The organism is Cohnella phaseoli (assembly GCF_003386235.1).
Classification (GTDB): Bacteria; Bacillota; Bacilli; order Paenibacillales; family Paenibacillaceae; genus Cohnella; species Cohnella phaseoli.
On sequence record NZ_QRDZ01000030.1, the window covers coordinates 64586 to 81909 of the forward strand.

Consider the following 17324-nt stretch of genomic DNA (forward strand, 5'->3'; position numbering starts at 1 on the left):
TCCGTTTCTATTGAAATTACAAATAAGTCAGCTTTGACACCGCGGATGTGCGCGGCTTCGTTTTCGGCGCTTTCTCGCAGTATCCCAAATAGAGGATCGTGACGATGCGTTCGTCCGCTTGCAGACCGATGCCGGACGTAAAAGACGGCTTATGCATGAACGGCTCCGTATTCCATACCGTTCCGATTCCCTGCTCCCAGGCGAGCAGCGACAAGCTTTGCAGCACGGCGCTGACCGTCGCGTAATTGCGCCTGCTCTCTTCCTGCTCCTTCACGATGACGATCAGAAAGGCGGGAATTTGCGCGATGCGATCGGCCATCAACTGATTAAGCTTGTTCGGCATCCATTTGTACAGCCCTTGCTCGGAATAGGTGTCCATAATCATCGAAGCCGCCTTGGCTTTGCCTTCGGAACTGGACGCGAGAATGAAGCGGTGGGAGGGCTCCCGCCCGGCCGGAAGGGCGGAGGCCTCGGCCGCTTGCAGCAGTTCGGTTACCAGCTCCGGCGATAAGGCGCGCTTGGCGAAGCTGCGAATCGATCTTCTCTCTCGGACCAATCGGGAGAGCACCGATTTTTGTTGAGTGGCAGTCATGGCTACGATCCATCCTTTCGATTTTCTGTTTTTATCATATCGCAAATGATAATCATTATCAATTAAAAATGGGATGAGAAGCTGCGTAAACGGAATCCGAAGACAGAAAAAGAAGGCGTCGTTTCCGTCAGGCAACGGATCGGCGCCTTCTCTCGTTTGCTTCATTACAAGAGCTGAGCATAGACGGCAAGGAATCGGAATGGCATGGAAGCGCCGGTGAACATACATTGACGCTAGCCGTTCCCGGCAAAGAAGTGAGATTAAAAGTCGCGTTGGAACTTTGAATGCTTAGGCAAGGGAAGTATCAAGATGCGACTTAATGGTTTTGGAGTATTCCGAGGGAGTCATCCCTACGCTCTTCTTGAAATGGCGCGAGAAGTAATGGACGCTGCTATAGCCTAAGAGGTCCGATATTTCCGTAAGATTGTATATTTCTTCTCGGATATGAGTCTTCGCATAGTCGATTCTTAAACGATTGGCATATTCGATGATTCCGATGCCTATCTCTCGCTTAAAAAGAATATTAATGTGAGTTCGCCCTACGTTAAATGCTGCGCAGAGATCGTTAAGTGTAATCTTCGTGTGAATGTTGTCTTTAATATGAGCAATAATCCGATCGCAGAATTGCGCGATTTGATTCTCCCTCGTCGAGGAGGACAGAGGAGCCGGCGGCTTCCTGTTCTTCTCTTTGCGTATGAGGAGAATGATCAGCATTTCCAGATAGATCTTGAACAATTGATCGGAGGCGAAGGGCGCGTCTTGCACTCGCGTTAAGTTTCTGCGGGATAGATCCAGCGGATTCGGGCCGAACGCATTTAAACCTTCTTTCATCAATTGGGTCAACAGGGGCCGTTCGGAATGGCCGAGTCTAAAATGCTTGAACTTGTTGAAGTATCGCATATCTTCGGAATGACAGAAGAAGGTAACGATGAATAAGTTGGGGGCGGTCGTATGTGTGCTTCGCAAACAATGAACCTCATTCGGACTGTGGAACAGAATATCCCCTTGTTGGAGAGAGTAAAGACCGGTATCCGTATCCGCCTCGACTTCCCCTTTATCCACGTAGACCATTTCCCAGAAATCATGCTTTTCGCCAGGGTAAATATGCCGATTGGATAGCTCGAAATAATAAAAGGATACAAAACTGCTGATGAGAATGTTTTCACTCGGTTTGTACGGTTCGTGATCCATATGTACCGTCCTATTTTTCGGGATTAAGTTCAGCGGAATGGGATAAGATTCAAGTTTCTCTTAAGTATAAAGAAAACGGTCTATAATGCAAATTAGAATGCAAAAATTGAGATAGAATTGCTAAATCTAAAATTCTGAAGTCGCTGTACTATTTAACTTGTTAAGACTGAATTCGAGGAGAGCAGATTCATAATCGGAGGGGATTTCGGTGCAAATCGATTTGTCCTGTCGAACGGCGCTCATAACCGGGGCGACGGGACAGTTAGGGAGAATTATGGCTCGCACATTGGCCGATTGCGGCGCTAACTTGGTTATTCATTATCACGAGAATGAAGCCAAGGCAATAGAACTGAAAGAAGAGACGGAGAAACTCGGTATTAGGAGTGTTACGGTTCAAGCGGATATAACCGATGAACGATCCATATATCGGATGAAGGATCTGGCAGAATCGAATCTAGGGAAAGTCGATATTGTAGTGGCTAACGCGGTCATTCAATATGAATGGACGACGATCCTAAATCAATCGGCATTGGATTACGAACGTCAATTCTACTCTTGCGTCATGCAAAACGTATATTTAGCCAAGGCATTCGTACCCTCGATGATAGATCGGAAATACGGGAGAATGATCGGCATCAATACGGAGTGTTCTATGTTGAATAACGCTAATCAATCAGCATACGTTGCCGGAAAACGAGGGATGGATGGTTTATACCGAGTATTGGCGAAGGAAGTCGGGAAGCATCGGATTACCGTCAATCAAGTGGCTCCAGGGTGGACCATCAGCGATCGGGATAGAGAAGACGGAACGACGAGTCGTCCGGAGTACGAAGCGGGAGTCCCGCTTAGAAGAAGGGGAGAAGACCAAGATATCGCGAATACGGTTGCTTTCTTGGCTTCGGATCTGGCCGATTTTATTACGGGTGCTTTTATTCCCGTCTGCGGCGGAAATGTAATGCCCGCGATCTAAACATAGAGGGGAAGAGAAGCGACAATGAGCTATATGTTAAGAGCGGTCATCTTGGAGCAAACCTGGGAACGTCAGTTGCAGTCTATTATTCGACTGTGCAAGGAAGCCAACATCGAAGAAGTGCTATTAAAGGAAGTTTCATCGCACCTTCTGCCGATACCCGTACAGTTGGATAAACATCAAAGAATGGCGAACATCTATAAGCAAATGGCGGAACAGTTTCACGCGAATCGCATCGTTTTCAGCATAAACATCATTATGCTGGTCGGGCATATGGATGCGGATCTTGGACCGGAGTACATTCTTCCCTACCAGAAATTCGTAGGGGAGGATTTACGGGAAGTCCATGCCAACTATTGCATCCTAGATGAAACTTGGCAGCAGTACGCGGCGGAAATTTGCAGAGCGTATGCGGCTACAAAACCGGATAAAATCGTTATCGACGATGATTTTCGCAGCGTCAATCATACGAGCGAATTCGGTTGCTTCTGTCCGATCCATGTGAGGAGAACGGCTGAACGATGCGGAATCGAGCTGACCGCGGAGCAGCTATTGAGAGCAGTCAGCGGTTACACCGCTGAGGATTTGCGGATAAAAGAAGCGTGGATGCAAGTTAACTTCGAAGGGCAATTGAAGGCAGCCCGCACTCTGCGCCTGGCTGTCGAATCGGTCTGTCCGCATACGCGACTAGGCTTGATGAATTCCGGAGAACCTTCGCATTCCTTTCAAGGCAGGGAAATGGATCGGTTGCTAAGGGAATTTGCGGGGGATAAAAGGCCGTTCACCCGTCCCGCGGGCGGTAGTTATACCGATGCGGTCCATGGAGAAATGTTCCGGATTCATCAGGTCATGGCGCTAAGCAAGAGCGTCTTAGGGGAAGACATTCAAGTCGTCAGCGAGGTAGAGAACTATCCGCATACCCGATTCGGTAAGGGGATTCGGACGACAAGGTCGCAGATGGAGCTGCATGCGCTTGCCGGCGCGGAAAATTTCACGCTCAATTTATACGACTATCTGACGACGCCATATGACCAAGAGCCCGATTACCGGCAGCTTCTTATCGAAGAGAAAGAGCGGCTGAGGATAATTCAGGAAGCAAGAAAAGGGAAAAAGATGAAGGGGTTCGGCATTCCTTGGGAGAAAGATACGGCGTTGAAACAGATCAGTAGGCGGGGGAATATCCGCGACGTGATGCCGGAGAGGGAATTCGACATTTATTTTCCCCAATTCGGCGTTCCCGTACAATTCGTGCCGGCTCAAGGAAATTTATTGTTCGGGGATACGGCGCAGTGCTATGATGATGAGAAATTATTCGGTTTGCTCTCCGGCGGATTATTAATAGACGGACAAGCGTTAGAGCATTTGCAAGTTAGAGGCTTCGGCCGTTATCTTGGCTGCGAATTGCTAGGGAGATTAGATGGACCCACCGTGGAGAAATTCGGTACATCCGAATTTACCGGTCGGTTCGGCGGCAATATGCAAGCAACGCATTGGTTCGAGACGAAAAGGCAAGGCAAGGTTCCCTCTCTTGTGAAAGCGATGCCGGACGCTCAGGTCCTCTCTATGCTCTTGGATGAGAACCTGAATGAATTGGCTCCCGGTACCATACTGTACGAAAACGAGCTTGGCGGCCGGATTGCCGTTCTAACGGTACCCGTAACTTCGTTTCAATTTCTTCATCGCTGCCGGGCCTACATGATCGCAAAAATCGCGCATTGGCTAATGAAAGAGGAGTCATTGCCGGTATGGATCGAAGACTGCCCGAATATCGGCCCGATCTATTACGAAGACGATAATGGCGAAGGACTACTGGGGATTGTAAGCGGTAACATAGATAGCGTTGAGATTAAGCTGCACGCCGAGTTCAAGTTGTTTGATCTGTTCACGGGAGAAAGCTGCGAGCAATTGCGGATGGAGCCGCTGTCGGTTCGGTTCTTCCGCACAACAAAGAATTAGTTATAGAGTAAGCATCTTAAGCATATGGAGGCATAAGCGGTGAGAAAAGCGATATGGATTATCCTACTATGCCTCCTTGCCGGAGGTGGCTCCGCCTTGTATGTCTGGAATACGATGAAACAATCCGAGCATGACGAAGGCGAATATTCTCTATATGAGACGGAAAAACCGCAGATCGAACTTTCACTGTACTTCAGCGTTCCGGATCAAGCCAGGATCAGAGACGAAAGCAGGGACTTTGTTCGAAAAACGATAGAAGAGAAATTTAACGTACGGCTCAATGTCCGGTATATGGCGGCTGGCGATAATTACGACGCTCAGCTTACAGCCTTGCTTCATGCGAACAATGCGCCGGATATGTGGATCGTCAGAAACTCGGATGGCGGATCGAAGCATACGCTCGACGGCGTTCTGGCAGACATGACCGCGTACATATCGCCTCTAACAATGCCTAGATACTTTAAATATTGGGAAACCGAAAGGGAGTTAATCGGGTACCAAATCCATAATCGATTTTCTCGTGCCCCTGTCCCGTACGATAAAAATGACTATCGCAGCTACTACATCCGTAAGGATTGGTTAGATCGACTTGGCCTGGAAGTTCCCGCGACTTACGAGCAGTATCTGGAGGTTCTGCGTGCCTTCACGTTTGGCGATCCCGACGGGAACGGACACAACGACACGTACGGCTTTTCGACTTCTGGAAACGGAACTAGGCTTTCCGCCGATTGGCCGGAATATATCAAGAACGGATTGGCGTATCCCGCTTTTATGGAGAACAATCGGTTTGTCGATATGGAATCCGATCCGAAAATCGAGGAGGTCGTGAACGATATCGTTCGCGTGCTGGATGAAGGCGTTATTGATCCGGATTGGTTCTTAAACAAAGGCAATCAACATATCGAGAAGGCCGTAAGAGGCGAAGTCGGGATTGTTTTAGGAGAGACGGCAGACTTCGCGATGGATGCCAATCCGCAGAGCCTTCAATCTCGCAGCAAGGCCTTTCATTCCGAGGCGAATTGGATCCCCTTCAGTCCTTTCGGCAATAAACCGTTGCGTACGGGAATCGATCCGGGCTATCCTTTCGTCTTTGCGAAGGCAACCGCGGACAATGAACCGGAGAAGCTCGTCAGGTTGGTCGAAGTTCTGGATTGGCTAGTTGGGGAAGAGGGATTTCTGCTCACCCACTACGGTTTGGAGGGCAAACATTACGTTCGCGAAGGAAATTCCATCGCGTTGCTCGATGAGGAGCAAGAACGAGAGATCCGGCAGACAGGAGATTTTAGAAGCGTCTGGAGCTTCTTGACGCCCGAATTACCCAATGTGTTCGGGTTGCAGGTCGTGAATGCCCGCTTAACCGATCATGACAGGCAGGTCAAAGAGTATCTCGCCGGTATGCCGGCGGAAGAAAAGCTAGGGACGGCCCTGACGCCTCCGATCGGCATCGACGAAGGATTATTCCGCGCCAAACAGGATGAATTTCAAGTCAAAATGCTCTTCTCCGAAAAGTCGGGTCGGAATTGGCCGATCTATCGTGCGCAAATTATGCATGAGTATTACGGCGAGCAAATCTTGCGAAATTTCGAGAGTCAAGTGAGGAAGGCCCGGAAAAGCAGCTAGAAAAAAATACACAGCGATTGAGAAGACGGGAGAAGGATCTCCGTGAAACAAACGTGGTTTAACCGTTTATTGCTGTCCTATATCCCCGTCATATTCGTTATTGGCTTGAGTTTGCTTTTAATGACCTACTTGACGATCAACGAAATGTCGAAAAGATCCGTTTTAAAAGCGAACCAAGCCCTTACGCATAACGTCATGAATTTGATCGACAAGACACTCGGCGGTCTGGATTCGATCATGCTTTACGAAATTCTAGGCAACGGGGAGCTTGAGCGGTTTTTCTCCGATTATCGGAATGAAGACCGGGGCTTTCGCGACATGGCGGCGGTTCACGCATTAAATGAGCTGATGATCAATAACCCGTTGATTGATTCCGTGTATTTGTACCGCACCCCCGATCGTACCGTACTTACGCCGTCGACGCTGACTAAGCTCGAGAAATTTTCCGACAAATCGATTCTCGGGAAGTCCGTCAACAGCAAGAAGCCGTTCAAATGGATTCCCCGCTCGATAAGCTCGGCGGCCTCGGGGACGAGCGATAAGGCTCTGAATGTCGTCAGCTTGGCCAAGTACGCTCGATTATCGGATTACAGCCTTATGGTCGTCAATGTTCGTATGGACAATATCGTCAATATCGTTCGCGGCATCACCGATACGAACACGATGTTCGTGGACTTAGTAAATAGCGATGGTCGATTATTCGCTTCCACGGACGAGAACAGAGCGGACGGAAGCGTCGTTCGGCCAGGAGGCAAGCTGCTTGCCGAGGCTTATTCGCCAATGACGGGCTGGACGATTAGAACCGGAAATAAAAGCAATCCGATATCGGATGTCGTCTCTTCTCTTTTCTATCTATGGATGGTCCTCGGATTCCTGTTCGTGGTGGCGGGGATCGTCTGGATCATACTTATCTCTAAGAGGAACTATAAGCCTATTCAACGGTTACTGGATGAAACTAGCCAATTGCAGGAGCAGTCCAAGGAAAATATCGCTTATCTCAAAAAGCAATTCTTTATCCATTTCCTAGAAGGGGAGTTCAACTCGAAGAGCAAGAAGTGGATTTCCGAATTCACCCAAGGGGTGACCGGATCCTTGGTCGCCTTAGCGGAGATTGATCGGTACGACGACTTTACAAAACGTTACGAGAACGGGAACGATCAATTCCTGCTTAAGAGCGTAATCGGCTCCGTTGCAGATGAAATGTCCGCGAATCTCCCCTTCGAGATTTGGGCGGAATGGGTCGACCCGTACAGAATGGCTATCGTGGCGTTGCTCCGTCATTCGGACAAAGAAGAGCAAGCTTTTTACGATTATAACGAGGAACTGAGAAGCTGGGTTGCGGAAAATCTAGCCTTTACGGTCACGATCGGGGTCAGCCGGCAAACGGAAGGCGTAAAACGGGTGACGGAGAGCTACCAGTCTGCGATTCATGCGCTAAATTATAAGTCTTCCTTGGGTCTGAATCGAGTTATTACGAACGATCATGTCGAATCGCAACCAAGAAGCGAGCTCTTCATTAAGCTTCAGAACATGAAGGCGATGAGCCAGGCATTCCGGGCCGGAGACGGCGAATGGGAAGAACACTTTCGAACGCTCTACGCGAGCCTTCGGGAGACTGTCTACTCGCGCAGCGATTTGATCGTGTTCATGAAGATGTTGATTAGTCATTTGCAGGAAGAGATTGAGGAACTGCCGGAGGAACTGCGAGCGGTTTGGAAAGAGGACCCGGAGAATCGATTGTCGGAGATAACGACCCGGAGAGAAACGTTGGAAGAAATGTACGAGGAATTTAGCCTTGTTTTGTCCGAAGCGTTTGAGCGAATGAAAGAGTTAAGGGAAAGCAAGTCCAATCATCAGCTTGTCCAGGACGTGAAACGTTTTATCGGTACCCAATACAACGATCCCGATTTCTCGCTTACCTCCCTCAGCGAGGAATTCGGAATCAACGCGAACTATATCAGCCGCTTGTTTCGGGAGGCGTTCGGCGTCAAATTCATTGAGTACGTCACGACGGTCAGAATCGAGGCGGCGATGAAGCAGTTGATCGAAACGGACGATACGATTCAGGAAATCGGACAGGCCGTCGGGTATGAACAATCCCGCACGTTCATTCGCGTATTTAAAAAGGGAACAGGGTACACGCCGGGCGAATACAGGAAAACGAAACGGTAGAACGATCTTCAAAAAAACGCCGAGAGCCCTAGTGTCTAGGCGTTTTTTTCATTTTGTCTATCGGTATGAAATGGTCTATTCCCATGGAGATGGGCGACTGGTAACATGGCTAGCAGGACAACGGAGAGGAGTCGAAACCGAAATAAGCAAGCGAGTACAAGGCAGGAAATGGTCAGACTAAAGGGGCAAGAAAGCAAGTTGAATGTAGACTAAGGGAGGAATTCGTTTTGAGAAAAACAATGAAAATCAAAGCGTCGCTTATGGTTCTGGCAGCCGCGTCGTTAACGCTGGCGGCATGCAACAACGGGAATAACGGCAATACCGGTTCGAATGCAAGCGCGGAACCTTCCGCAACCGCTTCCACGGCGGTCTCGCCTGCAGCATCCTCATCCGCCGAGTCGAATACTTATGCGGAGAACGGACTCCCCAAGGATGAGAAGGTAACCCTGAAATTCGCTTATTGGGAAAATGCCTTCGGCAGGGAATGGATCGATTATGCGATGCAAACATTCAAAGAGAAATTTCCGAACGTTACCTTCGAGACGACGTATTCGCCTAAAATCGATACGATTATCGGCACGAAGATCGCGGCCAACGACGACGAGGATATGTTCGATATTTTCTCCAACAATATCCCGGGCGCCAACGTGGCCGCCAGCTTGGTTGAAGCCGGGAAGCTGGAGCCACTTGAGGAGTTGTGGGGACGCATTGCATACGACGGGGACGGTAAAACGCTAAAGGATCTGGCGCAACCGGGCAGCTACGAAGCCACCTCGAAGATTAACGGCAATACGTATGCTTTTCCTAACGTACAAAGCGCGACGGGACTCTTCTACAACAAGTCTTTGTTCGAGAAGAACGGATGGAATCAGAATCCGCAAACTTGGTCCGAATTCGTGCAATTGACCAAGGAGATTAAGGAAGACGGAATTATTCCGATTACTTTCCCAGGTATGTATCCGATCTATTTGAATTTCAGCTTCGGAATCGCCAAATATTTCGAAATGGCGGAGAGCAAAGGGACCTTGGCCACTTTCGAGCCGGATTTCAGAGTTTACAAAGCTCCGTTCTATTCCACGCCTGAAGTATCGGAAGCCTATCAGCGCATTTACGAATTGGGTAAATTGAATGCGTTTCCAAAAGGCGTGGGTGCGCTATCTCATACACAATCGCAAATGCAATTGCTGCAGGGACAAGCGGCGCTCGCTTCGACCGGGGATTGGGTGCAGAACGAGATGGCTGACGCCGTGCCGGAAGATTTCCGGTGGGGATTTATGATTCCTCCATTAACGGAAAATCCGGACGCGACGAAATGGTATTACGTCTCTAACGGAGCGGAAAACTTCGTGTGGGCGAACAAGCCCGAGCTGAACAAGAAATGGGCAAAAGAATTCCTCGTGTGGCTGTGGAACCTCGATATTCAACAGCGCTTGGCGGAGAAAGCAGGCGGTTTGCCGATCCGTGCCGATTTCATGAACGACAGCGGACTTGTCGACAAGCTTCAGGAAGCACCGAAAGCGGTACTTGAATACATGAAGAAAAACAAAGTCAAGGGAGACAAAGGGCTCCGTTATGTGACCCTGAGCGATCCGAACGCCGAGCAAGCGGCGAAGTTGATAGACGAAGCCACGATCGGAATAGCTTTGGGCACGCAGGACCCGCTGCCGAAGCTGCAGGAAGCCGATGCGTTGCTGCAAAAAGCGGTGGATGCGAGCAAGTAATTTTATCTGTAATCGAATTCGGAGAAGGAAGCTCGGAGCTTGTCTCCGGGCTTCGGCTTGAAAGGAAGTGGCAGCATGAGTAAACCGGCGACGGTTGGCGACAATCTGAGTGCTCATCGACACGGCTGGCTTAAGAAAACGAACGTACAGAAATGGATTTTCGTCTTACTCAGCATTACCCCCGCCTTCGGGGGATACCTGGTATTCACGTTGTATCCGAATCTTCTTTCTGTTTATTATTCTTTTCTCCATTGGGATGGAATCGGCGAACCGACCTACGTGGGATTCAAAAACTTCGTCTATATGTTCGAGGATCCGTACGTATGGCGGGCATTGGGGCATAATCTCCTGTTCATGGTCACGATCCCACCTGCGGTCATCCTCATTTCGTTAGTTCTCGCGTACGTGCTGACCAATCGCAAATATTGGGGATCGTCCGTATTCAAAGTGTTTTTCTTTTTCCCGAACGTCCTTTCTACCGTCGTTATCGCTTTATTATGGAGTTTCATCTACGACGGCTCGTTCGGCTTGCTGAATGCTTTCTTGGGGCTGATCGGCATTGAGATGGGCAACTTTTACTGGCTTGGGGAGAAAACGGCGCTGTGGGCCATCATCCCTCCGGCCATTTGGGGAGGCGTCGGGTTTTATATCGTAATTTTCGTTAACGCCATGGTGACGATTCCGAAGTCTCTTTACGAATCGGCCCTATTGGAAGGGGCCGGCCATCGCACTCGGCTATTCACGATCACGCTTCCATTGATCTCCCCGATTATTCGGGTGGCCACCTTGTTCTTGGCGTTAGGCGTGATCAAAGGCTTCGAGAACGTGCTTACGCTCACCAACGGCGGACCGGCGGGCGGAACGGACGTCATCGGTCTTTACATGTTCAATATCGCCTTCGGAAAAGGGTCTCACGATTACGGCTATGCTTCCGCAATCGGCATGTTGTTATTTGTTATTCTCATCACTTCCAAATGGCTATCGGATAAATGGTTGCCAAATCAATCGATTGAATATTAGGAGGACGTCATGGAAGAAAAACGGTCAATAGGCGATGGCGTCTGGTATTTGGTTCTTCTGGCTTGGTCTGCGACGATCCTCTTTCCGATTATCTGGATTTTTTACGGATCATTGAAAACAAACCGCGAGTTCTTTCAAGACGTATGGCGATTTCCGGAGACGCTCAATTGGGTCAATTATAGCAAGGCATGGAACGAATACGGTCTGGGCGACTCGCTGCTTAGCACGCTTTATTACGTCGGCGCGAGCCTCGTCATCGGAACGTTGCTTACTGCGTTAAACGCATATGTTCTCACCCGGGTCGAATTCCGCGGACGCAAGCTGATCTGGGGAACCATTATGCTCTCCTTGTTTCTACCCGGGATTAACGCTCTGGTGCCGCAGTATATTCTGATGCGAGACCTGCATCTGACGAACAGTCTGACGGGACTCGTGATCCTGGACAGCATCGGCGAGAACGTGTTTTTCTTGATGCTGCTCGCAGGTTTCATGCAATCGTTGCCCAAGGAAGTGGAGGAAAGCGCGTTTCTGGACGGGGCTTCCCTGACCCGCGTATTCGTGAGCATCATGTTGCCGTTGTCGATGCCGGGAATCGTGACAGTAGCGATTTTCAAATTCCTCGGTTTGTATAACAACTTCCTCGGGCCGTTCATTTACTTAAGCGATCCGGATAAATACACGATCGGAGTCGCGATGTATCAAGCGGGACTGAAGATGCAATTTTCCGCGGATTGGGTCACGCTTATGGCCGGCGTATCGATCGCGATGATTCCTTCCGTTCTCATTTTCGTGTTTTTCCAAAGGTGGATCATGGAAGGCGCGACTCTTGGCGCCGTTAAAGGCTAGCCCGCGATGCGACTAGAACGGGAAAAGAAGGCACTGGGAAAGAGGGGAGCTGCATTGAGTTCCGCTCCATTTGAATACGATCCGATTGTTCCCTATTTGTTCATCGGCGAGAAGAAAGAAGAGATGCTGCAATACCTTTACAAGCTGAAGATGACGGCGGGCATTCGAAGATTCGTTCTCGTATTTCCTTCGTGGAACGGAGAATCGAAAGGCTCGCATGCGAAGCAGGCCTTCGAGCATTTCGGCGAATTTCTGAAGGAAGTCCGGGAAAGAGTGGCCGCGGACGGAATCGAGGTCGGGTGGTGGTGTTCGCCCAGTCTTTCCGTAGCGCCGCAGCAGGGAGATGAAACCGATCCCGCCTATCAGAGTAGAGGATAGGCAATTATTAAAGGGAGATGATAGGTTATGAGTACACCATTCAAGCGTACGCTATCTTTCATAATGGTCTTCTGTATTGTCATCGCAACTATTCTGCCTTCTATCTCGAAAGCTAATGGTGAAGATCTAGAAATTCAGGCATCGGATTTAACCGGGCATTGGGCTGAATCTGTAATGAATAAATGGATCGATCAGGGTCTGCTGAACGGATATGAAGCGGGCCGGTACAAGCCGGATCGAGCGGTTACGCGAGCGGAGTTTGCCGTGCTGATTAACCGGATATTCGAATTTGTCGAGAGGAAAGAGCTTCCGTTCACGGATGTTCAATCGTCGACTTGGTACGCAGAACCGTTAGCTAAAGTATATGCTGCCGGGGCAATAGAAGGGGATGGAAAAGGGTTATTCCAGCCGGAAGCGTATATCACCCGTGAGGATGCCGCAGTTATTGTGGCGAGAGCGTTCCGTATCGAAGCTAGCGACCATGAACGCCGCGGCTCATTTTTTAAAGATGCTAATCTACTATCGGCGTACGCCGTTGAAGCTGTTAATGCGTTACAAGCGAGAGGTTATGTTCAAGGGAAAGGGAATCAGTTGTTCTCGCCCAAGAGGAATATGACGAGGGCGGAAATCGTGCAGCTCGTGGACAATGTAATGGGGACGGTCATTCACGAAGAGGGAAGTTTCTCTCAGGATGTGGAAGGCAATTTAGTTGTCAACTCAGATAAGGTTACGCTCAAAGGCCTCACCATCTCTGGGGACCTCTATATTACTCCAGGTGTTGGGGAAGGTAATGTTACGTTGGATGAAGTGGTGGTGAAGGGCAGGATCTATGTGTTAGGAGGCGGAACGAACAGCATTATTGTGCGCAACTCTAACATAACAGGTACCCTCATCGTAGATAAGTGGAATGGGCAAGTGCGAATCGTGGCTTCGGGAACAACGCATTTTCCGGTTATCCGCCTCTTGTCCGGAGCTATTCTCGAGGAAGAGAATCGAGTACAGGGCAGCTCATCCTTCTCTAAAGTGTTCATTCATATTCCAGAGGATGATGAATTTAGGAATGTTTCGCTAAGAGGATTATTTCAAGAGGTTCGAAACATTTCCAATGGCGTTCATTTAGACTTGGACTCGAATGCCGTTGTTCTCACCTTGATCGTTGATGCACCTCTAAACGTGAAAGGTGCGGGGATCATAAAGCTTGCCAAGTTAAATGTAAGCGGAAGTACGTTCGATAAGCGGCCGGGTGAGGTTCAATTTTCCAAGGGAGTAACGGCTACGTTTGGGATCGAATCGAAATCAGTCACTTCCGGTGCGGCTTCCGGCAGTACCCCAGGTCCAACAACTCCATCCGTTCCTTCGCCCGCAACGACGTTGCCAATTGTGGAGAATGGGCAAGCTTCCGCAAGTATATGGGTACATGTCGATGCCGATGAACAAACGAAGGAGGCTGCCGAAAAGCTTGCCGAGTATGTGGAGAAATCGACAGGCGTTCAATTGCCGATTCATACGGACGACCCTGCAACGGTAAATCCTCATCCGGTTGCGGACCAGGCTCAAATCTATGTCGGGGTTGAAGGCTTACCGAATATAAACGGGCAAGCAAATTTGCTGGATGGAATGGATGGCGATGGTTTCGTCATCCATCAGACGGGCTCTCGGATAACGATTGCTGGCCCTACCTCATGGGGCACGGAATTCGGAGTGGATGAGTTTCTTGAGCGGTATGTTGGCGTTAGATGGCTGGCGCCCGGAGAAGATTGGGAAGACGTGCCTCAACGGACGAATCTGACAATTCTGAAGAATGACGAGGTTCGGCAAGAGCCCGCGTTTTTCTCTCGCGAATTCGACACCCATACGAGCAATACGCCGGAGCGCGCCAAATGGACGAGAAACAATCGGATGCATGGACGCGTAGAATTTAAACACAACTTGTTTAGTTTGTTTCCACCTTCCCGATATAAAGCGTCAAATCCGGAGTTTTACCCAGAGGGAGTTAATACGGACTCTCATGGCGGCTGGCAGCCCTGCTTTACGGCGGAGGGAATCGTAGAGGAAGCTATAGCGAACATCAACGCATATTTCGACGCGAATCCCGAGGCCACTTCGTATTCCCTCGGAGTGAACGATGGCATGGCTAACGGAAGCGGTTATTGCGAGCATTCGGGCCAAGTCAATTCCATCGGTTACGATAATATGTCCAATATTTATTACGACTGGGTGAACAAGGTTTCGATGGGCGTGTTCGCCGAGCATCCCGACAAGTACTTGGGATTGCTGGCCTATAGCGAGGTCTACGATCCGCCGACGAACGGGATCAAGCTGGACCCCCGAGTAATTGTATATATTACGGATGATCGCTTGTCTTGGGGCGACCCGGATTTGAGATCGGTAGGGCAAGACATTACCGAAGGCTGGCTTGAAGCGGCGGACGGAGTCGCTTTCTACGAATATTTATGGGGAACGCCTTATATGGTTCCGAGAACGTACTTCGATCTCATGGAACAAAATTATCGATATGCCAAAGATGCCGGCGTGACCGTGCAGTACGCGGAGATGGTGCCGAATTTCGGAGAGGGCCCCAAACCTTGGTTATCCACCAAGCTGCAATGGGATCCTGACCAGGATGCGGACGTCCTGCTGCAAGAATGGTACGTAAGGGCCGTCGGCGCCGACGCAGCCGCGGATTTGGCGGCTTATTACGAAATCTGGAGACAATTCTGGGAAGAAGAGATGTTTGCTACCGATTGGTTCGCCGATTGGGTTGCATCGGAACCCAGGATGAACTATTTCAATTTCCTTGACGACGCTTACCTGGATGCGGTAACACCCGCGCAAATCGCGCAAAGCCGCGCCCTTCTGGAATCGACGGTCTCCAAAGCGGTTACCGCCAAGCAGCAGAAGCGCGCTCAAGACTTGCTGCGGTCGTTCGAATATTACGAAGCATCGGCGCTAAGTCATTCGTTGGAGAAAGCTATTCCACAGCCGACGAACGAGACGGAAGCTCTCGCGCTCTTGAACTCGGTGTTGACGAAGATGAGGCTGGCCGAGAAGCGCCGGGAGTTGATCGTGGCGTTCAAGGACGACTCCTTCCTGCAACAAGCGTTCAGTCCTTATATCGTCGACGAGAAAACGCTTGGCGGGTACACTCGCGTATGGTCCGGGATGACCAAACACGAGATGGACGCTCTCGTCGCTTGGCTCGAACAGGAAGCTCCGGCCGGTCCCGTTCATTCGCAGCTAGAGGGATTGGCGGCTAACGATCCGTTGCCGTCCATTCGAACCCATGCCTATATTTTGTTGCGGAGCTCTGATCCGTCGTCGCGTACGTTATTGAACGCGAATCCCTCGTTCGAGGATGCGGGGGCGACAACGGCACAAGCCGATGCTTGGAATTTATGGCTTTACGACGGAACCGAGATGAGCAGAACCGATAACGTGAAGAAGAGCGGGGATTACAGCATCAAAGCCAGGGGAGTCCGGTTCGGCGGAGTCATTCAGACTGTACAGGTACAATCGGGCGTTCATGAACTGTCTATCGGCTATTATTCTCCCGCGGGCTCGGATGGGAAGGGAACGATCCGACTGCAGCTCGACTTCTGGGACGCGATGAACAATCACCTCGGATCGGTGAAGCCGTACCTGGAAACCAAACGGGCTTCCGACACCGCCGGCGAATGGGCAACCCTGTACTGGGCGGGAGAATTTCCGGAGGGCATCGTGAAAGTTGAAGCTTACGCGCTAGTCGAAGGATTCGGCGAAGATCAGGAAATCTACATTGACGATTTCTACCTTAACCGCCTGAGTCCGGATCCATACGCGGATAATTCCAAGACTCCGCTGAACTTGAATACCTCGTTCGAGATCGCGGGTTCTACGCCGCAAACTTCGAGCAGTTGGAACACATGGGTCTACCAGGACAACGGGACGCTCCAACGAACCGGTGACGAGACGGGGCAAACCGCTGATTACAGTATGAAGGCCGAAGGAATCGGCTTGATAGGCGGCATCTATCAGTCCGTGAAAGTAGACCCCGGCGTTCACGGGATGTCCGTTGCCTATTATTCGCCGGCAGGATCGTCGGGCATTGGCTCCATCCGCCTTCAGTTGGAACAATACGACGTCCAGAACAATCATTTAGGCAATTTGACGACGACGGGCAAACTCTTGTCCAATACGGCCGGAAACTGGACAACGCTGAAGTGGATCGGAGAATTTCCCGCCGGCGTAGATCACGTAAACATAAATGTGCTGCTTGAGGGAATGGGGGTGACCCAAGCGGTCTACATGGACGACGTGCGGTTTTATCGTCTGAGTCCGCCGTCTATTCCGGCGGAAATTCAAGCCGCGACGGTAAACTTGAATCCGTCCTTTGAAATCGAGGGCGACACTGCAGTCGGTTCCGCTTCCTGGACTTCCTGGGTCTATCAAAATAATGGAACGCTGCAAAGAACAGGCGACGATTGGAGGTTCGTGGGCGACCACAGCATGAAGGCAAGCGGAATCGAAATAGCGGGAGGAGTGTATCAATCCGTACCGGTGGAAGCGGGAGAGTATGGGATGAGAGTTTCTTATTATTCGCCTATCTCTTCTTCCGGTAACGGAACGCTCCGGCTGCAATTCGATCAGTACGATGCCAACAACGTGCACTTGGGCAATCTAACGCCCGCAGGAATGCCAATCGGCGCTACGGCCGGAAGCTTGGCGACCTTAGAATGGAACGGCGAGTTTGCCGAGGGCACTAGCTATGTTAACGTGAACGTTATATTTGAAGGGTTCGGGGCCAATCAAGAGGTTTATATCGACTATGCGCATTTCTTCCGCGTAGAACCGTAAGGCAAGGAGAAGCAAACGGATAGAA

The 17324-nt window shown here is 50.2% G+C and carries 11 protein-coding genes; 9 read left to right on the forward strand and 2 right to left on the reverse strand.

The window, feature by feature from the left end:
- Nucleotides 1–16: 16 nt before the first annotated feature.
- Both DFP98_RS29380 and DFP98_RS29385 read right to left on the reverse strand, forming a co-directional pair.
- A complete protein-coding gene (locus tag DFP98_RS29380; RefSeq protein WP_181918008.1) occupies nt 17–592 on the reverse strand; it encodes a nitroreductase family protein in 576 nt (191 codons plus the stop codon).
- A 288-nt stretch (nt 593–880) separates the two neighbouring features.
- The gene (locus DFP98_RS29385; RefSeq protein WP_116064197.1) at nt 881–1783 is read right to left on the reverse strand and encodes an AraC family transcriptional regulator; all 903 of its coding nucleotides are present in this window, start codon (nt 1781–1783) and stop codon (nt 881–883) included.
- A gap of 208 nt (nt 1784–1991) precedes the next feature.
- On the opposite strand from DFP98_RS29385, the gene DFP98_RS29390 reads away from it, so the two are divergent.
- From DFP98_RS29390 to DFP98_RS29430, 9 genes are all read left to right on the forward strand, one after another.
- Nucleotides 1992–2753, forward strand: coding sequence for an SDR family NAD(P)-dependent oxidoreductase (locus tag DFP98_RS29390; protein WP_116064198.1), 762 nt, complete (start codon nt 1992–1994; stop codon nt 2751–2753).
- A 24-nt stretch (nt 2754–2777) separates the two neighbouring features.
- On the forward strand, nt 2778–4709 hold the full coding sequence (locus DFP98_RS29395; protein WP_116064199.1) for a hypothetical protein: 1932 nt from the start codon (nt 2778–2780) through the stop codon (nt 4707–4709).
- A 39-nt stretch (nt 4710–4748) separates the two neighbouring features.
- Nucleotides 4749–6329 (forward strand): type 2 periplasmic-binding domain-containing protein, encoded by a 1581-nt coding sequence (locus tag DFP98_RS29400; RefSeq protein WP_147310292.1) that lies wholly within the window; start codon nt 4749–4751, stop codon nt 6327–6329.
- A 42-nt stretch (nt 6330–6371) separates the two neighbouring features.
- Nucleotides 6372–8501 carry a helix-turn-helix domain-containing protein gene (locus DFP98_RS29405; RefSeq protein ID WP_116064201.1) on the forward strand — a complete coding sequence of 710 codons (2130 nt, stop codon included), beginning with the start codon at nt 6372–6374 and terminating at the stop codon, nt 8499–8501.
- Nucleotides 8502–8728: 227 nt separating this feature from the next.
- Nucleotides 8729–10222, forward strand: coding sequence for a type 2 periplasmic-binding domain-containing protein (locus tag DFP98_RS29410; protein WP_246016863.1), 1494 nt, complete (start codon nt 8729–8731; stop codon nt 10220–10222).
- Nucleotides 10223–10297: 75 nt separating this feature from the next.
- Nucleotides 10298–11242: a carbohydrate ABC transporter permease gene (locus DFP98_RS29415; protein WP_116064241.1), complete on the forward strand. Its 945-nt coding sequence runs from the start codon at nt 10298–10300 to the stop codon at nt 11240–11242.
- A 9-nt stretch (nt 11243–11251) separates the two neighbouring features.
- On the forward strand, nt 11252–12088 hold the full coding sequence (locus DFP98_RS29420) for a carbohydrate ABC transporter permease (RefSeq protein ID WP_116064202.1): 837 nt from the start codon (nt 11252–11254) through the stop codon (nt 12086–12088).
- A 54-nt stretch (nt 12089–12142) separates the two neighbouring features.
- Nucleotides 12143–12466 (forward strand): hypothetical protein, encoded by a 324-nt coding sequence (locus DFP98_RS29425; protein ID WP_116064203.1) that lies wholly within the window; start codon nt 12143–12145, stop codon nt 12464–12466.
- 63 nt (nt 12467–12529) lie between these two features.
- Nucleotides 12530–17299: a DUF4838 domain-containing protein gene (locus DFP98_RS29430; RefSeq protein ID WP_281275169.1), complete on the forward strand. Its 4770-nt coding sequence runs from the start codon at nt 12530–12532 to the stop codon at nt 17297–17299.
- The last annotated feature ends 25 nt before the right edge of the window (nt 17300–17324 follow it).